This is a genomic window from Streptomyces sp. CA-210063 (assembly GCF_024612015.1).
GTDB lineage: Bacteria > Actinomycetota > Actinomycetes > Streptomycetales > Streptomycetaceae > Streptomyces.
Window position 1 is genome coordinate 5058199 of the sequence record NZ_CP102512.1, and the last position, 18082, is coordinate 5076280.

At 71.0% G+C, this 18082-nt stretch carries 15 protein-coding genes; 11 read left to right on the forward strand and 4 right to left on the reverse strand.

Going from position 1 to position 18082, the window contains the following annotated elements; translation table 11 throughout:
* The first annotated feature begins 12 nt into the window (after window positions 1–12).
* Window positions 13–5223 carry a hypothetical protein gene (locus JIX56_RS21945; protein WP_257542907.1) on the forward strand — a complete coding sequence of 1737 codons (5211 nt, stop codon included), beginning with the start codon at window positions 13–15 and terminating at the stop codon, window positions 5221–5223.
* 222 nt (window positions 5224–5445) lie between these two features.
* Entirely contained in the window at window positions 5446–5625 is a 180-nt protein-coding gene (locus JIX56_RS21950) for a hypothetical protein (RefSeq protein WP_257542908.1), read from the forward strand.
* Between the two features lie 27 nt (window positions 5626–5652).
* Here JIX56_RS21950 and chvE read toward each other — a convergent pair whose 3' ends face one another.
* Window positions 5653–6744: a multiple monosaccharide ABC transporter substrate-binding protein gene (gene chvE / locus JIX56_RS21955; RefSeq protein WP_257542909.1), complete on the reverse strand. Its 1092-nt coding sequence runs from the start codon at window positions 6742–6744 to the stop codon at window positions 5653–5655.
* Between the two features lie 435 nt (window positions 6745–7179).
* Between chvE and JIX56_RS21960 the strand changes: the two genes are divergently transcribed.
* From JIX56_RS21960 to JIX56_RS21990, 7 genes are all read left to right on the forward strand, one after another.
* The gene (locus JIX56_RS21960; RefSeq protein WP_257551016.1) at window positions 7180–8055 is read left to right on the forward strand and encodes a hypothetical protein; all 876 of its coding nucleotides are present in this window, start codon (window positions 7180–7182) and stop codon (window positions 8053–8055) included.
* Window positions 8056–8107: 52 nt separating this feature from the next.
* Window positions 8108–8608 carry a DUF5990 family protein gene (locus JIX56_RS21965; RefSeq protein WP_257542910.1) on the forward strand — a complete coding sequence of 167 codons (501 nt, stop codon included), beginning with the start codon at window positions 8108–8110 and terminating at the stop codon, window positions 8606–8608.
* Between the two features lie 370 nt (window positions 8609–8978).
* Entirely contained in the window at window positions 8979–9182 is a 204-nt protein-coding gene (locus JIX56_RS21970) for a cold-shock protein (RefSeq protein ID WP_030224351.1), read from the forward strand.
* Between the two features lie 172 nt (window positions 9183–9354).
* A complete protein-coding gene (locus tag JIX56_RS21975; RefSeq protein WP_257542911.1) occupies window positions 9355–10857 on the forward strand; it encodes a DEAD/DEAH box helicase in 1503 nt (500 codons plus the stop codon).
* A gap of 103 nt (window positions 10858–10960) precedes the next feature.
* Complete coding sequence (locus JIX56_RS21980; RefSeq protein ID WP_257542912.1) at window positions 10961–11278, forward strand: hypothetical protein; 318 nt, start codon at window positions 10961–10963, stop codon at window positions 11276–11278.
* A gap of 48 nt (window positions 11279–11326) precedes the next feature.
* The gene (locus tag JIX56_RS21985) at window positions 11327–11638 is read left to right on the forward strand and encodes an SCO5918 family protein (protein WP_257542913.1); all 312 of its coding nucleotides are present in this window, start codon (window positions 11327–11329) and stop codon (window positions 11636–11638) included.
* Between the two features lie 689 nt (window positions 11639–12327).
* A complete protein-coding gene (locus tag JIX56_RS21990) occupies window positions 12328–12681 on the forward strand; it encodes a helix-turn-helix domain-containing protein (protein ID WP_257542914.1) in 354 nt (117 codons plus the stop codon).
* 44 nt (window positions 12682–12725) lie between these two features.
* Here the strand turns inward: JIX56_RS21990 and JIX56_RS21995 are convergent, their stop codons facing one another.
* From JIX56_RS21995 to JIX56_RS22005, 3 genes are all read right to left on the reverse strand, one after another.
* Window positions 12726–13502 carry an Fpg/Nei family DNA glycosylase gene (locus JIX56_RS21995; RefSeq protein WP_257542915.1) on the reverse strand — a complete coding sequence of 259 codons (777 nt, stop codon included), beginning with the start codon at window positions 13500–13502 and terminating at the stop codon, window positions 12726–12728.
* Window positions 13503–13713: 211 nt separating this feature from the next.
* Window positions 13714–14817: a CU044_5270 family protein gene (locus tag JIX56_RS22000; protein WP_257542916.1), complete on the reverse strand. Its 1104-nt coding sequence runs from the start codon at window positions 14815–14817 to the stop codon at window positions 13714–13716.
* Entirely contained in the window at window positions 14814–15515 is a 702-nt protein-coding gene (locus JIX56_RS22005; protein ID WP_257542917.1) for an RNA polymerase sigma factor, read from the reverse strand. Before JIX56_RS22005 ends, JIX56_RS22000 begins: the two co-directional genes overlap by 4 nt.
* A gap of 280 nt (window positions 15516–15795) precedes the next feature.
* On the opposite strand from JIX56_RS22005, the gene JIX56_RS22010 reads away from it, so the two are divergent.
* On the forward strand, window positions 15796–16713 hold the full coding sequence (locus JIX56_RS22010) for a peptidoglycan-binding protein (RefSeq protein WP_257542918.1): 918 nt from the start codon (window positions 15796–15798) through the stop codon (window positions 16711–16713).
* Between the two features lie 158 nt (window positions 16714–16871).
* Complete coding sequence (locus JIX56_RS22015; RefSeq protein WP_257542919.1) at window positions 16872–17996, forward strand: sugar ABC transporter substrate-binding protein; 1125 nt, start codon at window positions 16872–16874, stop codon at window positions 17994–17996.
* The last annotated feature ends 86 nt before the right edge of the window (window positions 17997–18082 follow it).

Here is an 18082-nt window from a genome sequence, read left to right on the forward strand (position 1 = left end):
TAGGTTGAATCCGTGCGGACGCAGCGGCAGGCAGGGGACGGCAGAACCGGCGCCTCTCAGGAGGGCTCCCGGGTACCCCGTACCGGCAGGCCGCCCGTCTCCGGGAGCAACCCCGCTCCGCACGCCCTGCTCGCCATGCAGCAGGCCGCGGGGAACGCGGCCACCACGCGGGCACTGGGGCGCGGGGAAGGGATCTCCCGGCCGCCGGCCGGACGGAGACAGCTCTCCGCGCCACCGCCCCGCATCGAGGAGGAGCGCACCGAGCCGGGGCTCGTCCTGCCGCCGTACCTGATGGACCTGGAGGCCGCCGGGCTGTCCACGGTGTACGGGCTGACGGGGCACGAGTTCGTCCGGAACGCGGTGGCCGCGGTCGTCGGGCACGGCGACGGCACGGTCGCCGACATCGCCGGTGAACTGGCCGGACGTCCCGAGTCCTTCTACGGGCAGGGCCGCGCCTTCGCGGTCCAGGGCAAGGACGGCAAGGAGTGGTTCGACGTCACCGTCACCCTCTCCCGGGCCTCCGACGACAGGCCGCCGGTCTTCCATCCCAAGGACGTGCTCGCGAACACCGTGGACCCGGGCGGGGCGCCGCTCGCCGAGGTGGACGAGGCCGAGGGCATGGAGACCAAGGTCGACGCCCACCACAACACCGCCGCGACCGTGGCGACCACCGCCGGCGGTTCGTCGAGCAAGGGCCTGGGCGGCGTGGCCTTCGGGCTCGCGCCCGTCGTGCCCGGCTTCTGGGCGGGCGCCGCGGGCATGGCCAACGTGCAGCCCTGGCAGTCCTCACGGGAGTCCCGCAGCCAGCGGAACGTGGCCGAACCGCGCGTGCTGCGCAGCGACAAGGGCTCGGTCGAGGTGCCACGCAAGGTGCGCTACGGCGTACGGGTCAAGAAGCGCGGACCCGACCGGGCGGACGCGCAGACCTTCGCCGGCTCGGGCACCCTCACCCAGCGCGTGCCGACCGAACACCTGGTCCCGGCCGGCACGCAGGCACCCCGCGCGCCGCGGCCCGTCCCGGCGGACACCGCCCGGCGCGTCTCGCTCGCCGACTCCATGGCCCCGGTCGCCGTCTCCGACACCGCCGCCCCGCACCAGGGCGGCGGCGGGCTCTTCGACACGGTCGCCTCCGTCCTGCACCCCTCGCTCACCGCGCCCGGAGCGCCCGGCCGGGCCCGGCTGTACGAGGCGACGTCCACGGCGACCGTCCTGGAGGACATGCCCCGGCTGCTGGGCGACGGCGTCACCGGCGAGGACCTGCAGTCCAAGGACGGCAGCAGCGTGGGCAGTTACCGGATGCGCGCCGCGATCACCGCCCTGTCGCCCGCCTGGAGCACCGGCAAGACGCAGCTGCGCACCCATCAGCAGACCCAGCACTCGGTCACCGACAGCGCGGGCAAGGGGCGCTCCGCCGCGGCCGGCGTGGGCCCGGCGGTCGGCGTCGGAGCGGCCGCGAACGCCGCCGTCGTCCGGGCCACGGCCATGCCGGTCGCGGCGGCCCGCAAGGCACGGTTCACCGTGGCCGAGCAGACCGTGACGAGCCGGCAGGGCGCGGAGGTTCGGGGCGACAAGGTGCTCTACGTCGGGACCGTGAAGTTCACCGCGGAGGGTACGGGGCCCCGGTCGGCGCAGATGGTCCTGCGCCCCGGTACCCGGGTCGCCGATCACTCGATGAAGGTGTGGATCAGCCTGCGGGCCGACGAGGCGCAATCCCTCGGGCTGCCGTTGCCGCCGGGCGTCACCGCCGGGGAGTTCATCGAGAAGCCGAAGCGGACCGACGAGAACGGCGACGAGGTGGACGTCGAGTGTCATCTCCCCTTCGGCGCCATGGGGTCCAGTGTCACGCTCAGCCAGCTCGACACCGGGCCCATGGTGAAGGCCGTACAGGAGATGTTCGCGACCGACCCCCGGCTGGCCGGCTATCTGCCCGCCTTCGGCCAGGCTCCGCCCGGCGCGCTCAGCAGCAGGGAGGAGGCCGAGGTCCAGCGGCGCAACTACCGCGAGCTGATGGCCGCCCTGTCGGAGACCAACCTCCGGGTCAACAAGGACCAGTTGCTGTCCACCGGCATCCGGGTGCGGCTGCGCCGCAAGACCACGATGCACGCGCACGACGTACAGATACGGGTCAAGGGCGGGCTCCGCGAGACCGGCTACCTCGGCGACACCGACGACTGGCTGGTGCGCAGCCACTCCGGTGTTACCGCCAACGCACAGAGTGGGCGCAGCAGTTCACGGTCGATCGGCGGTCTGGTCCTCGCGCAGGCGAGGCTGGTCCCCGGCATCCTGGCCGGCTCGGCCCGCTACGAGAAGCACAGCTCCGGCAGCCGTCGCAACCAGGCCGGCCCCACCACCCGTACGGACGTCCTCACCAACGGCTCCGAGAAGGCCAGCGCCTTCGGGGCGGCCCTGCGCCTCGACGTGGACGTCACCATGACGTCCCGGCAGCGCAAGCTCGCCCGCGGTCTCACCCCCGGCTCCCCGGGCCGGGACGCGCCGGAGGCGAAGCTGGTGGGCGGGCTGCACATGGAGGAACAGGACGTACGGCTCGTCACGCCGACGGAGTTCACGCTCGACGACGAGGGGAAGCAGCGGCACGACTCGGTGACCGCCAAGCGCAAGGGGCAGGCCGCGCGGCCCGAACACGCGGTCACCGCCGAGGGCATCGGTGACCTGGCCGCGCTCACCCCCCGGCCGTCCACCGGGCGGGCGCTGCGGGACTGGCAGCTGGTGGAGACCGTCGGCGACGGACAGGCCGTCCGGGACCTCGCCTTCCAGCTGCTGTCCCAGGCCGCCGCCCGCAACAAGGGCGTCCGCGAGGACCCGGCGCTCCAGACGGAGGGGCTCGCCCCGCGGCTGGCGATCGAGGAGCGGTTCAGCCCGCAGGCCATCACGGCGTCGCTGCGGCAGGCCGCGTCCTCCGGATGGGTGGTGAAGAACCTGCGCTACCCGCGCCGGCTCGCCGCGCTGAACGGGGCGGTCGGCACCCGGCTCACCCTGACCAACCCGAAGTACGTGCACAGCGGCGCGGGTCCCGGCACGGAGACCTTCGTGCTCGGCGGCCACCAGGCCGCCGGACAGGAGGGGCAGGGCACCACCAGTACGACGCAGCTGGGGGCCCTCGGCTCGCACAACAGCCCCGAGTGGCGCGTCGCCGAGGGCCTGTCCGCGAGCCGCACCACGAGCGAGGGCGACGCACGGTCCGCCGCCCTGTCCGGCACGGTCGAGCGCAACGCCCACACCCCGCGGAAGGCACCGCTCCACCTGGTCCAGTGCGACCTGCTGGTCACCATGGTCGCCGAGGTCAAGGTCACCGGCGGCGGCCCCTACGTGGCGAAGGCCGCCCGGACCCTGCCGGCCGAGGCGGCGGTGTGGCTGACGGAGGAGCAGCTGCCGGCACCGATACGGCGGCAGCTGAAGCTCGACGCCGATCCGGGCGTGATGTCGCCCGCCCCGAAGCCGTCCTCCGAGAAGTCCTCCTCCGGGACGCCCTCCGGGAAGTCGTCGTCCCAGAAGGGGGAGACGAGGGCGGAGAGCTCCCGGACGGGCGCCGAGCGCGCGGCCCGGGAGCAGGCGGCCCTCGCCACGGGCACGGGCGGGTCCTCCTCGTCCGCGCGGCCCGGTCCGGCCCCGTCCTTCGACCGGGGGCTCCCCCTCGGCTTCGGCATGATCGAGAACCTGCCGAACTTCGTGCCGCTGCTGGAGCGGCTGCGTACGCGCCTCACGGAGAACCGGCAGCAGTCTCTCGCCGACGACCTGCTGCCCAGGCAGCAGCTGGCGGACCGCAACGACAACGTGCAGCGGCTGCTGCGGGTCCTGGACCGGGACGGTTCCGCCGGGCTGTTGTCCGGCGCGATGGACGGCGGGGTCACCGTCGAACTGTTCGACGGCCGTAAGACCCCGTACTGGGCGGTGTTCAAGGTCAACCGCGTGGGCGACGGAACGTCCGAGGGTGCGGCGGACGACGGCCGGGACATGGAGTACATCACCTCGGCCGTCGCCCAGCGGGGCACCTCCCACGACGAGGGCGTGACGACCGGCGCGGAGGGCGTTCTCGCCGGTTCGGGCAAACCGGAGGGCGGGGCCGGGCCGTTGAAGAGCACGGGCGCTTCGGCGGGGCTCGGCATGGCTTCCAGCGACTCGCGGCGCACCGGCGCCGCCGGCCGTGGCCAGCTCGGCATGAAGACGGTCGCGGAGGCGAAGACCGCGAAGTCGGCGAAGATGCGCGTGCCGATCGAGGCGACCCTCGAACTGCACCGGGGCGGCCGCCGGCTGGCGCTCGTCTCCCTGGGCCGCCAGGCGCTGACCCACCGCGTCCTGGAGAAGGACCTCGCGGCCCTCAGCCAGGTGGCCGTGCCACCCGCCGCCGGAAACACCCCCACCCCCGCCCCCGGCCCGCGGGACAACCGCTCCGCCGGACTCGGCGCCTGGCGCTCCGCGGGTGTGAAGCTCCCGATGGAAGCGCAGGTCAACGGCTTCCAAGGAGCCCCGCAGGTACGGGAGTTGGTCAACTCGGCGGTCCGTGAGGCGGGCGGCGGCGACCGCTTCAGGGACAAGGGCCAGGCGGCCGCGTACGCCCTGAACGAGGCCGTCTCCACCGAGTGGCTGATCGCGGCGCTGCCCCTGCTGACCTCCGCCGGGGCGGAGCTGCCGCCGGTCCACGCCTCCGGTGCCGAGGGCCAGGACCTGCGCGCGTCCCTGCACGCGCGGCTGCGCGCCGGGCGGGTCCTGGGCGTGGGCGACAAGATGACCTTCGAGACGGTGGGCCAGAGCCACCTGGACGCGCCCCGGCCCACCCAGACGGACGGTCAGAGCTCCGCCGACCACGGCAGGTCGGCGTACGGTCTGGGGGGCGCGGGGCTGCTCAACGCCGACCAGTTCCGCCTCAACCAGATGATGGGCAACGCGGGCGGCGCGGGCGGCGCGGCCGACGCGGCGGTGAACGCCGCCGGCACGATGCCGGTGCACAAGCCCAGGTTCGAGTCGGTCCTCGTCCAGTTCACCCTGGACGTACGGGTGGTCGCCCGGGTGACCGACCGGGTACGCACCGGCCGGACCGGGACCGCCGTACGGGAGCTGACCCTGCGGCGGCCGGTGGTGATCCGCATGCCCGCGCCGGCGGTCCGCCGCATGCTGGCGACCCAGGGGGCGCGACTCCAGGACCCGGACGGCCACTTGGGGCTGAGGAAGGCGTCCAGGACGGCGCCTCCGCCGCCGAGCTTCTGACTGCCCGGTCCGACCCGCACGCCCACCCCCGGGAGTGCTCACCGACGTGCCACGGGGCGCGACCCGGCCGAAAGCGACCGGGGCCGCGCCCCGTCGCTCAGGGCCGGGCCGGACGGGGCCGCGTCACGCGGTTCACCGGTACGTCCCCGTGCCCAGCAGGTCGGGCAGCGGGTTGACGAGGTCACCGGCCGGCGACTGCGCTGAGCGCCGCGCTCGGACGTCGTGAGCTACACGTACTCCTCCGACGGGGACCCGGAGGTCACGGTCGCCGCGGACGCCCACCACGGGGCGGCCGTCGACTGGACCCCGCCGACGGACGGCTTCCACTACCTCACGGTCCACGCGACGACCCGCTCCGGCGTCCGGCTGGCGCCCTACGACTACTTCTTCACCGTGAGCTGACGTGGCGCAACAGGTGAGTTCCCTCGGCTACTTGAGGTCGGCGGCGGTGTAGTAGCCGGTCCCGATCAGAACGGACTCGTAGTTGGTCTTGTCGACGCTGATCGGCTGAAGCAAGTAGGCGGGCACGGCTTTGACGCCGTTCTTGTAGGCCCTTCTGTTGTTCAGCTCCGGCGTCTGGTCGTTGAGTATGTCGTCGGCCATGAACGCGGCCCGCTCGGCGAGCTGCCGGAGGTCCTTGTAGACGGTCTGCGACTGCTCACCCGCGACGATCAACTTCACCGAGGCCAGTTCGGCGTCCTGTCCCGTGATGACCGGGAAGGGCTTGCCGGCGGAGCCGTAGCCGTCGGCCTTCAGCGCGGACAGGATGCCGATCGAGATGCCGTCGTACGGGGAGAGGACCGCGTCGACCCGCTCGCTCCGGTACGACTCGGCGAGGATGCGGTCCATGCGCTTCTTCGCGGTGGGCCCGTCCCAGCGCAGGGTGGTGATCCGCTTGAGCGCGGTCTGCCCGGACCGGACCACCAACTGCTCGCTGTCCAGGTACGGCTGCAGGAGGTGCATGGCGCCGTCGAAGAAGTACTTGGTGTTGTTGTCGTCGGGGGAGCCGGCGAACAGTTCGATGGTGAACGGGCCCTTGCCGTCCTCCAGGCCGAGCTTCTCGATGATGTGGAGGGCCTGGAGCCGGCCGACCTGCTCGTTGTCGAAGGAGACGTAGTAGTCGACGTTCTCGGTGCCGCGGATGAGCCGGTCGTAGGAGATCACGGGGATGTCCGCGTCGGCGGCCTGCTGGAGCGCGCCGTTCAGCGACGTGTTGTCGATGGCCGCGACGATCAGCGCGTCGACGCCCTGCTTGATCAGTTTCTCGATCTGCGAGACCTGGGTCTCCGGGTCGTCCTCGCCGTAGACCAGCTCGGTCTTGTACCCCTTGCCCTGCAGGTTCTCGACGACGCTCTTGCCGTCGGTGAGCCAGCGCTCGGAGGCCTGGGTCGGCATCGCGATGCCGATGGTGCCGCGTTCGACGCTGCCGCTCTCGCTGGTCTCGCCGCCGCAGGCGGACAGGGTGAGGGCGAGCGAGACGGTTCCGCCGATGACGGCGAAGGCGGCTCTTCGGTTGCGCATGGGTGATCGTTCCCTGTTCTTCTCGTCGTTGAGAGGATGACGGCGACCGCCACGTTGCCGAGTCGGGCCTCAGACGCCGTACGTCAGGGTGCGCCACGGCGTTCCGGCCACGTGTGTACTGATTCCGGCGATACGTAGGGCACTTGCCTTTCAATCGTTCGAAATCTCGTCACATGGTCAGAAGGCTGGCGTGACATTAGGAGGGGATACGCGAGGTGTCAACGGGACGAACAGAAACGGTCGGGCGGCGGGTGTCTCCGGACCGCCGTACCCAGTCGATGTGTTGCCGTGTCACAGCCGTGCAACGGCGATGTCCTGAAGGGGAGACGGGCGTGACCTGAGGGCTCCGGGGCTCCTCATAGTCAGCACAGAGCGGGAACCGGAGGAAACGCCACCGGCTCCCCGCCACCCCCGCTTCGGAAGGAACCTCCCGTGATGAACCGCCACCTGCGCAAGGCCGTCGTCCTCACCGCCGCGATCACCGCCGGGCTGCTGATGACGGCATGCCAGAGCGGCACCGACACCGACTCCTCCGGCAAGAGCGGGACGGACACGGCGGCGGTCGCGGAGAAGACGACGAACTCCAAGGGCGTCAGCGGCACGTTCAAGAACGGCACGGTCACCTATCTCGCCCCGGGCAAGTACATCGTGTCCGTACCGGGCAAGGACGACCAGCAGTTCCTGGTCGCCGACGACACCGAGGTCTACGGCGCCGGCACGATATGCGGCGAGGCGGGCGCCAAGGTCGACGCGCCGTGCACGCTCGACCAGTTGGAGGCGGCCACCAAGAAGGGCGCCGTGAACGCCGACGTGGAGATGAAGAAGGGCATCGCGACCCTGGTGACCGAGCGGCGTGCCGCCCAGCAGGGCACCGGCTCCGGATCGTCGTCCGGGTCCGCCGGTTCCTCCGGCTCCTCCGGCTCCTCCGGCTCGGGTTCGGACTCCGGCTCCTCGTCCGGCTCCGGCTCGAACTCCGGCTCCGGCTCCGGCTCCGACTCCCGTGACACCGTTGTCGAGGGCATCGACAAGGGCAAGGGCGTCGACGGAACCTGGTTCGGCAACGTCTCCTACCTGGCGCCGGGCAAGTACACGGTCTCGGACATGAAGGGCGTCGAGCAGCAGTTCCTCGTCGCCGAGGACACCAAGATCTGGGGCTACGGCGACATCTGCGGCGACACGAACACGGGTGAAGGGGGCCAGGGCGGCATCCAGTGCTACGAGAACGAACTGGAGGCCGCCGCCAAGAAGGGCTTCACCGCCGAGGTCGTCATCAGCAACGGCATCGCGACCACCATCACCGACGACCACTGAGCCGCGAGCAGGGTCTGCCGCTCCGCGCGGAGGATGGCGGGATGATGGCCGTATGCGTATCCGCATCGACGCCGTCGACCTGCCCGGCCTCACCCGCCCCGCCTCCGCCGACGGCAGAGTCCCCGCGTACGGCAACCTCCATGTCGCCGTGCAACGCCGCGACCGGCCGGCCGAACTCCTGGAGCCACAGCGCGGCGACGCACCGTCCGCGACGTGGACCCTGGAGTGCACCACGAGCACCTCGCCGACCGGCACCGAGATCAAAGGGCCCTACGTGCAGGACCGTCTGGGCCGACGGTTCATCTACCTGTCGTGGGGCACGGTCGACGAGTCGGGCGCCTTCACGATGTTCCGCCGCGCCAAGCTCATGCTCGACGTCGTCCCCGCCGACGTACTCGCCGCCGCCGCACGCGACGGGCTGCTGATCGGACGCCTCGGCCTGACCGACGCCCAGGGCGGACCCCTGTGCGCGCGAGTGGAGCCCCCGCACATCACCTGGACCGCCGCACGCGCCGACCAGGAGACGGTGCCATCGGCGAACGGGCCGATGTGACCTTTATTGCGCCGGCGGGGTCGCGGCGTGTTCGCCGCCGTCCCGTCCGTCGGTGACGACGGCAGCGCCCCAGGGCTCATCCACGGAGGTCATGGCGCTGCGGCCGGCAGTACCCGGCGGGAACACCGCCTCCGCGCAGATCAATATCTGTATCCGTGAAGTAAGAAATAGGTGCGGCACACGGCGAGTATTCCTCGGTCACCGACGAGGGCGGAATTATTTACGGCGCAGGGCCGATCACGCCATGCTAATGTCTGTCTCAGTTGCAGGTGTGGTTGCCAGAGGGTTCATTTTCCGACGGGTTAATCAGCACGGCGACACGGAATCCGCACAGGGCGAATTCCGAACTCGTCTCCGAAGGAGAAATGACATGGCTACTGGCACCGTGAAGTGGTTCAACGCGGAAAAGGGCTTCGGCTTCATCGAGCAGGACGGCGGCGGCGCCGACGTCTTCGCCCACTACTCGAACATCGCCGCCCAGGGCTTCCGCGAGCTGCAGGAAGGCCAGAAGGTGTCCTTCGACATCGCTCAGGGCCAGAAGGGTCCGACGGCCGAGAACATCGTTCCCGCCTGACCCACACAGCAACGCATATTTCGCAGCTGGGGCCCGCACCTTGGGGTGCGGGCCCCAGCTCGCTGTATTTCAAGGCATGTGCCGCTCGTTCTCGCGATTCTCTGCGCTGTTCATTTTGCTGCGGAAATTCCTTGCTACATGCCTACGCGCTCACATCGAGGAAAGGTTCCGCTTGAACCGCGCACGCACCGCCCGCACGACCCGTACCAACGACCGCTCCTGGGGGTCCGCGGCCAAGCGCTCGGGGGCTCCCCGGCGTTCCAACGGCTACGACCGCCGACAGACCGCACCCCAGGGCGAGTTCGCGCTGCCGGTGACGGTCACTCCCCCGCTGCCCGCCGTCGAGTCGTTCGCCGACCTCGCCCTGCCGGCGCCGCTGCTGAGCGCGCTCGGGCACGAGGGTGTGACCACACCGTTCCCCATCCAGGGGGCGACCCTGCCGAACTCCCTCGCCGGACGTGACGTGCTCGGCCGCGGCCGCACCGGGTCGGGCAAGACCCTCGCCTTCGGCCTCGCCGTACTGGCCCGTACCGCGGGCCGGCGCGCGGAGCCGCGGCAGCCGCTCGCCCTCGTCCTCGTCCCCACCCGCGAGCTGGCCCAGCAGGTGACCGACGCGCTCACCCCGTACGCCCGCTCCGTGCGGCTGCGGCTGGCCACCGTGGTCGGCGGCATGTCGATCGGCCGGCAGGTGGGTGCGCTGCGGACCGGCGCGGAGGTCGTCGTGGCGACGCCGGGACGGCTCAAGGACCTCATCGACCGGGGCGACTGCCGACTGGACGACGTCGACATCACCGTCCTCGACGAGGCCGACCAGATGGCCGACATGGGCTTCATGCCCCAGGTCACCGCCCTGCTCGACCAGGTGCGCCCCGGAGGGCAGCGGATGCTCTTCTCGGCCACCCTGGACCGCAACGTCGACCGGCTGGTCCGCCAGTACCTGGCCGACCCGGTGGTCCACTCCGTCGACCCCTCGGCGGGCGCGGTCACCACGATGGAGCACCACGTGCTCCACGTGCACGACGCGGACAAGCACCGGACGACCACCGAGATCGCGGCGCGCGACGGCCGGGTGATCATGTTCCTGGACACCAAGCACGCCGTGGACCGGCTGACCGAGCACCTGCTGAAGAGCGGTGTCCGCGCCGCGGCTCTGCACGGCGGCAAGTCCCAGCCCCAGCGCACCCGGACCCTCGCCCAGTTCAAGACCGGACATGTGACGGTGCTGGTGGCGACCAATGTCGCGGCCCGCGGCATCCACGTCGACAACCTCGACCTGGTCGTCAACGTGGATCCGCCCAGCGACCACAAGGACTACCTGCACCGCGGCGGCCGTACCGCCCGGGCCGGCGAGTCCGGCAGCGTCGTCACCCTCGTGACACCCTCCCAGCGCCGCGGCATGAGCCGGCTGATGGCCTCGGCCGGCATCGCCCCCCAGATCACCTCCGTACGGTCCGGTGAGGCGGAGCTGACCCGCATCACAGGCGCCCAGGCCCCTTCCGGTGTCCCGGTCGTCATCACCGCACCGGCCGTGGCACGTCCTCGGCGCGCCGGGTCGTCCGGGTCGTCCGGGGCTCCCTCGTCCCGAGGCCGCCACGACCGTCCCGCCCGGGGGCGCGCCACCGGACAGGCGGGGCGGCGCAGGGCGCAGCGGCCCGCCGTCGCCCCGGCGGCCTAGAGACGTCGATCAGGCCCAGGCATCGATCAGAAGGTCACCCATCTTCGAGGAGGCAGCTTTGACACCGGTTCGGACACAGCGGCACCAGGCGGTTCCCTTCCCCATGACCGTGGTCGACATGACCGTGGTCGACGACATGGAGGTGTCCGGCCTGCGGGTCCGGGACGACATGACCGTCGAGGTCGCGCTGTCCGTCATGGCCGGTGCCGGTGTCGAGTACCTCCTCCTGTGCGACGGGGACGACCAGTGCACGGGCTCGGTCAGCCGGGCCGAACTCGCCGTTCACCTCGGCAGTTCCACGTACACGGACCGGATCCGGCTGCGGGACGTCCTCGACGGCCCCTTCACCTCGTCCGTCCCCCGGCCCTTCGGGGCCGGGGTGCACGGCCGGGCCCCGGGCGTCCTCGCCCTCTCCCGCTGATCCGTCTCGCCCCGGTCAGCCCGTTCTCCTTCTCCCCGTGGGGGCTTCATGCGCTGTGTCATCGCCCGGTACCCGTTCGACCTGACCAAGAGCGGAGTGCTGGCGTCCATGAAGGGCGTCGCGCCCGGACTCATCACGGGTGAGTCCGTGACCATCGGCCGCCGTCGCTACCCGGTCAAGCAGGTGGGCCAGATCCTCACCCGGCAGGACAGCCGCGACTTCACCAGCGGCGAGGTCGTCCGGGCCATGACCCGTCTCGGCTTCACCTGCCACGACCACCTCGAGGCCGCGCCCGTGCGTGTCGCCACTCCGTTCCAGACCGCGTCGGCACTGCTCGGCGTCGCCTCCCTGGACGGATGAGGACGGGCGGGCGACCGCCACCAGGATCCCGACGAGGGCCCTGCCGACACATGTCGGCAGGGCCCTCGTCGTCGTCTCGCCGTCCGAGTCACCCGGGCCTCCGGGACGCACTCCCTCACTCCCCCGTTATCGCAGGTCGCAGGCTATCTGTTCCCCCACAGAGGTGAAATCTACTCTGGCCAGAGTAGACATTGGGCGCCAGCGTGGTTAGTCTTTTTCTCGTTGAGACGGTCGAGCGAAGCCCGGCAGACACGAACTGCCGGAGTTGGAGTACATGAAGTTCGCAGGTCAGTGCGGTTCCGGAGTTCCGAAGCCAGAGTGTCAGCAGGACGGTGACGGACTGGGAACCGCACTGGGCGGCTCGCAGGACGAGGGGCCGCCGACAGCACCACCCAGCAGTACCGCAGTACCAATTCGCCCAGTGGTTGGTTCAGAGGAAAGGAACGGAGGAGCAGACGCCATCAGGATCGCCCGGCCCGAGCAGTGCTCGGCCCGGGTACCGCAAGACCCCGGAACGGAAGGTGGTCCCCGGTCAGGCAGCCGCGATCCCCGCACCCCCTGCCGCAGGGCTGGTAGCGGAAACAGAAGGTCGGCCGAGCACGAGGGCCGACAGATGGTGTTGAATTTCCTTCGGGGCCCTGGTGCCGTACGGCACCAGGGCCCCTCGACGCGTTGCACAAAGAGGTGACATGACAGCAGATACACCGCTCACTGGTCGTCTGGACGACGACGACTACCCCGCCTACACGATGGGCCGGGCAGCCGAGATGCTCGGCACCACCCCGGCCTTCCTCCGCGCCATCGGTGAGGCTCGGCTGATCACTCCGCTGCGCTCGGAGGGCGGACACCGCCGGTACTCCCGCTACCAGCTCCGGATCGCGGCGCGCGCCCGCGAGCTCGTCGACAAGGGCACCCCGATCGAGGCCGCGTGCCGCATCGTCATCCTCGAGGACCAGCTCGAGGAAGCCCAGCGCATCAACGCCGAGTACCGCCGCCGTGCCGGGCACGAAGCGCCCGACGGTTCCGCTCCCGGTTCCGGCTGATCACCTGGGCACGGGCCGCCCGGAGGTCCGAGGGGCCGTACGTATCACTGGCACTGCGGACACCACACCGTGCCGCGGCCTGCCATACGGGACCGGCGCAGGGGGTTGTCGCAGCGCGGGCAGGTGGGGACGGGGTCGTCGCGGTGACCGGTGAGCCAGGTATCCCGCGGCGGGACGCAGCCGGCGGTGACCGCGGAGCGCAGGGTGCGGCGCATCTGCGTGTACAGGCGACGGCAGTCGGCCTCGGTGAGATCGCTCGCCCGGCTCGTGGGACGCAGCCCCGCCCGCCACAGGATCTCGTCGGCCAGCAGATTGCCGAGTCCGGCCAGCACGGACTGGTCGGTGAGGGCCGTCTTGACGCTGCCGCGGCGTGCGGCGAGCGCGGCCTCGAACTCCTCACGGTTCACCGCCATCGCGTCGGGACCCTGGCGCTCCAGCAGCCGTGCGACCTCCGACTCGTCGTCGGCCAGCCAGAGGCCCCTCAGCTTGCGCTGGTCGCGGTAGCGGAGCTGACGGTCACGGGCCACGGTGAACAGGACACGGTCGTGCGCCTCGACCGCGTCGTCGGGACGGCCGCAGAGCAGTCGGCCGGTCATGCCGAAGTGCAGCAACAAGGTGGGGCCGCCGGTGCGGGCGAGCAGCCACTTCCCGTGCCGCTCCGGCTCGGTGAAGCGCCGGCCTTCCAGCGCGTCACGCAGCCGCTCCGTGCTCGTCCCGTGCAGTACGCCCGGATCGCGCACGTCGACGCGTTGGATGACCCTGCCCTTCGCGCAGGACTCGAGCACCTTCCGAAAACCCTCGACGTCCGGCAGCTCGGGCATGGGGCACGTCCTCTCTCACCCGAAGATCCACGCACTCGGTCCGGCCGCGGCCTCCCTCCCAACATGGTGTCTCCTGGGCAGGTCGTGTGCAGTACGGCAGGCGGCGCCGGAGGACACCGGAGCGTGGTGGGGCGCGCGCCGTCCGCCGTGTTCGACGCGCTGGGCGTGCGGGGCCCGCAGCCGTGCGGTGCGGGCCCTGCCGGCGGACGGGTCAGCCGGTCTGGGACGGCGTCTGCTTGATGCCGTCGACGATGGCGCGGTTCATGACGGCGCTGGTGTAGACGACCGTGCCGGGCTTGATCAGGGCGTCCTCTCCGCTGTTCCCGTTCACCTGGACGATGCGCTCGCCCAGGAAGACATGGGTCTTCTTGTCGAAGATCCATTCCTCGCGCTGACCGCTGGTCTCGTCCAGCCGGGCCACCGCCACGCCGTGTCGGCCCACCGCGTCCACCGCGTCGTCGACCACGACGACACCGGGGATCTTCGCGGCGGTCTTGAAAAGTGCCGAGTACAGCTCCGCCGGGGGGTAGCTCTCGGAGAGCAGGTCACCGATGGTGGCGAACGCCTGCTGGTCGGGGGTGTTGCCCTGCCCCTCGGTCTCCTTGTAGATCTTGGCCAGCAGGGCGTCGGGGTCGGTGGTCAACTTGGTCAGATAGTCGTACGACGGGGCGTTCAGGTTCGCCTCGGGGGTGTTGCCCTGCTCGTCGGGGAGGCTCAGGGTCTCGCCCTCGGAGCTGTCGTTGACGGCCGGGTCGATCAGCCAGCCCTTGGTGCCGTCCGGCGACATCCACACCTGGCGGCGGTGCAGCTCGTGGCTGGCCAGGGTGCTCTTGTCGTCGACCGTCTTGACGAAGGTGCCGGCCGACTTGGACTCGACGTAGATGTACTGGCCGGGCTCGACGGTCGGATGGTCCCCCTCGCCGGCCGCCAGCGCGATCCGGTCGAGCAGTTGCGGCACGCCCTTGCTGGTCGCGGCGCCGACGGTCGTGGTCAGGGCCGGTCCGGTGGCGACGCCTTCGTCCTGGACTCCGCTGCCGCCGGAGGCGACCACCCCGGCGACGACCACGCCGGCGAGGGCGGCGGCCAGCGCGGGCAGGACGATCGCGGGGCGCGGCAGGCTAAAGCGCCGGGTCCGCGCGGGGGCCGTCGGCTTCGCCGCCGTACGCTCTTCCGCCTGGGTCTCGTGAATCTGGGCCATCATGCGCTCCTTGTGGAACCGGTGACGGCCCGGTGGCAGGTCGCGTGTCGTCCGGTCGAAGAGCTGGGCGCCTTCTTCCCACTCGGCGGTGTTCCGCCGGGACGTGTTCGCGTTCATCGGTTTCCTTCCTGTGCGGGCCGGATCGCGTGTGCGTGATCGCCTCTTGTCTGTCGGCCGGGGCGGCCGACTTCCCGTTTCCCGAGACTTTTTTCGAGGGCCGCTGTCGCAGCCGGATGTCTCAACTCCCCTTGTTCTCTTGGTGGTTGAAGTCCCGGCCAGTCGACCTCGGCGGCCTCGGCGACCTTGCGGAGCTTCTTGCGGGCGCGGGAGAGCCGGGAGGCGACCGTGCCGACCGGAATGCCCAGCGCCTCCGCCGCGGCCTCGTAGTCCAGGCCCTCCCCCAGACAGAGCGCGATGACCTCGCGCTCCGGCCGGCGCAGCGCCGCGAGCGCGGTGAGTGCCGTCGCGAGGCGCCGCCGGCCGTCGAGCCGGTCGGCCACCTCCTCGGCGTGGTCGGGCACCGACAGTTCGGCGGCCGCGGCCGCCTCCGCCGCCGCCCGGTAGCGCCGGTTGCTCCGGAACTGGTTGCGCGCCGTGTTGGTGGCGATGCCCAGCAGCCAGGGCCGCAGGGAACCGCCTTCCGGGTCGACCTTGTCGCGCAGCCGCCAGGCCTCCATGAAGGTCGCTGCCATCACGTCCTCGGCCGTCGACCAGTCGGCGGCCAGCCGGAAGGCATGGTTGTAGACCGCGCGCGCATACGTGTCGAAGAGCTCGGCGAACGCGCTCGGATCCCCGGCCCGTACCCGGGTACGCATATGAGTGCTCACCTCAATGAGCTGTCCGGCACCCCACACCGACTTCCCGTGACCTGCGCCACACTCGCCCTCGATGTGCCAGGGAGATCGTCACACGAAGGGCACGGCCGCTCGGCGGGGTGCGACCGCGGGCGTAGGCAGCCCTCTATCTCTGGTTACAGAGGGACGGTGGGGAGATCGGGTTCTGGGCCGATGTTCCGTGAGGGCCGTTCTCCGAGAATTTTCCCGTGCCGACCGACAACCGTCGAAGGCAGCTTGGGAAGACGATCAGGAGTCTGTGATGAGCACCAAGGCCGGTCCCCAGCGCTACCCCGTCGCGAGCCGGGCGAACTGGTACCAGGACGACTTCGGGGGTGACCCGATGCAGGTGAACGTCGTCGTGCTGCACACCACGGAGGGTCCCACGCTGCCCGGATACGGCGGCGGCTCGTCCGCGCCGAATCTGACGGCGGTCCCCGACCTCGCCGCCAAGAAGCTGAGGTGGTACCAGCACTTCGACATCGAGACCTCCTCCAGAGCGCTGGTCAATCTGCGGGGCGGTGTCGAGACGAACACCATGAACGTGTGCCAGGTCGAGCTGGTCGGCACCTGCGACCCGAAGACCCACGCGAAGTGGAAGGCCGCGGGCCGGGCGCACGTCTACTGGCCGGACGCGCCCGACTGGGCGCTGCGGGGCGTCGCCGACTTCCTGGCCTGGATGCACGAGGAACACGGCGTACCGCTGTCCGGCCCGAAGACATGGCCCGCGTACCCCACGTCGTACGCGAACGGCGGCGGCCAGCGGATGACGGCCGCCCAGTGGACCGGCTTCAAGGGCGTCTGCGGGCACATGCACGTGCCCGAGAACGTCCATGGCGACCCCGGCGCGGTCGACTTCGCCCGGATCATCAAGTACGCGAAGGCCGATCTGGACCTGGGCGACGACACCCCGGAGGCGACCACCCCCGCCAAGCCGAAGGTCCCCGCCTTCCCGGGCCGCAAGTACTTCGTGGGCGGGGCCTCGAACGCGTACGTCCTGCAGCTCGGCAAGCAGCTGGTGAAGCGCGGCTTCGGCGACCACTACAAGGTCGGCCCCAGCAGGACCTGGGGCGAGGCGGACCGGCTGAACGTGCGGGCCTTCCAGAAGTCGCGCAAGGAACTGCGCGGCGACGCCGACGGCACCCCCGGCCCGCTGACCTGGCGCCTGCTGTTCTCCTGAGACCACGAGACGCCGAGTGGCACGGGCGCTCGGGCGGGCGGGTGGCGATGACACCGGGCGCGGCCGGGCGCGCTGTTCGTCGGGGGCTGCTTGACTACGCTGGGGAGAAGGTGTCCATAGCGGGGTAAGATCGGGCAAATTTCCCTAAGGAACCGAAAATGGGTCTCGGTGTCGGCCTGCGGGCCGTGAAGCGTAGGTCCCTCACCCGTGCGTCGGTGGCGATGGCGGTCGCCGTCGGCCTGGCCCTGACCGGGGCCTGCGGGGGAGGCAGTGGGGGCGGGAGCGGGGGCGGGGGCGACAGCCTCACCGTCGGGTTGTTGCTCCCGGGTGGTGGGGCCTCTCGGTTCGGGCAGTTCGACAGGCCCCTGATCGAGAAGAAACTGAAGGAGCTGTGCCCGGACTGCCCGGCGGCGACCGTCGCCGCCACAGCCGAGCCGGCGGTCCAGCGGCAGCAGCTCGACGCCATGATCACCAAGGGCGTGGACGTCCTGATCCTCGCCGCCGTCGACCCCAAGGCGCTGCGCTCGTCGGTCGAGGCCGCGGACCGGGCCGACATCCCGGTCGTCGCCTACGACCGGCTCGCCGAGGGGCCCATCTCCGGTTACGTCACCTTCGACGGTGAGATCGTCGGCAGGCTGCAGGCCGAGGCCCTGCTGAAGGCCATGGGCGACAAGGCGGACGGCGGCCAGATCGTCATGATGAACGGCGCCACCACCGACCCCAACGCCGGCTGGTTCAAGCGGGGCGCGCTCGCCGTCCTCGAAGGCGAGGTGAAGATCGGCAAGTCGTACGACACCGTCGGATGGCGGCCGGAGAACGCCTACGTCAACATGACCGGCGCCATCGCCGCCCTGGGCGCGGGCAACATCGACGGCGTGCTGGCCGCCAACGACAGCCTCGCCGGCGCCGTGGTCTCCGCCTTCGGCGCCAGCGGGGTCAGTCCACCGCCCCCGGTCACCGGGCAGGACGCCGACCTGGCGGCCGTGCAACGCATCGTCACGGGCGACCAGCACATGACCATCTACAAGCCCTTCAAGCCCGCGGCCGACGCCGCCGCCGAGATGGCCGTCGCCCTGGGGCGCGGCGAGCCGGTCGACTCCATCGCCACCGGCACCGTCGACAGCCCCACCACCGAGGACGTCCCGGCGGTCCTGCTCCCGTCGGTCTCGGTGACGGCCGGGAACATCGAGGACACCCTGGTGAAGGACGGTATGTACACCATCGACCAGATCTGCACCCCGAAGTACCGGTCCGCCTGCGACAAGGCCGGACTCACCGGATGAGTTCGCCTCGAAGCCTCGTAGGCCTCATGAGCTTCGTAGGCCTCATGAGCTTCGTACGCCTCGTGAGCTTCGTAAGCCTCGTAGGG

What these genes read in the sequence shown, in the direction of transcription:
- chvE (WP_257542909.1), bottom strand. Translation starts at nt 6,744, where the DNA reads ATGCGCAACCGAAGAGCCGCCTTCGCCGTCATCGGCGGAACCGTCTCG.
- JIX56_RS21960 (WP_257551016.1), top strand. Translation starts at nt 7,180, where the DNA reads ATGAACCGCCACCTGCGCAAGGCCGTCGTCCTCACCGCCGCGATCACC.
- JIX56_RS21965 (WP_257542910.1), top strand. Translation starts at nt 8,108, where the DNA reads ATGCGTATCCGCATCGACGCCGTCGACCTGCCCGGCCTCACCCGCCCC.
- JIX56_RS21970 (WP_030224351.1), top strand. Translation starts at nt 8,979, where the DNA reads ATGGCTACTGGCACCGTGAAGTGGTTCAACGCGGAAAAGGGCTTCGGC.
- JIX56_RS21980 (WP_257542912.1), top strand. Translation starts at nt 10,961, where the DNA reads ATGACCGTGGTCGACATGACCGTGGTCGACGACATGGAGGTGTCCGGC.
- JIX56_RS21985 (WP_257542913.1), top strand. Translation starts at nt 11,327, where the DNA reads ATGCGCTGTGTCATCGCCCGGTACCCGTTCGACCTGACCAAGAGCGGA.
- JIX56_RS21990 (WP_257542914.1), top strand. Translation starts at nt 12,328, where the DNA reads ATGACAGCAGATACACCGCTCACTGGTCGTCTGGACGACGACGACTAC.
- JIX56_RS21995 (WP_257542915.1), bottom strand. Translation starts at nt 13,502, where the DNA reads ATGCCCGAGCTGCCGGACGTCGAGGGTTTTCGGAAGGTGCTCGAGTCC.
- JIX56_RS22000 (WP_257542916.1), bottom strand. Translation starts at nt 14,817, where the DNA reads ATGAACGCGAACACGTCCCGGCGGAACACCGCCGAGTGGGAAGAAGGC.
- JIX56_RS22005 (WP_257542917.1), bottom strand. Translation starts at nt 15,515, where the DNA reads ATGCGTACCCGGGTACGGGCCGGGGATCCGAGCGCGTTCGCCGAGCTC.
- JIX56_RS22010 (WP_257542918.1), top strand. Translation starts at nt 15,796, where the DNA reads ATGAGCACCAAGGCCGGTCCCCAGCGCTACCCCGTCGCGAGCCGGGCG.
- JIX56_RS22015 (WP_257542919.1), top strand. Translation starts at nt 16,872, where the DNA reads ATGGGTCTCGGTGTCGGCCTGCGGGCCGTGAAGCGTAGGTCCCTCACC.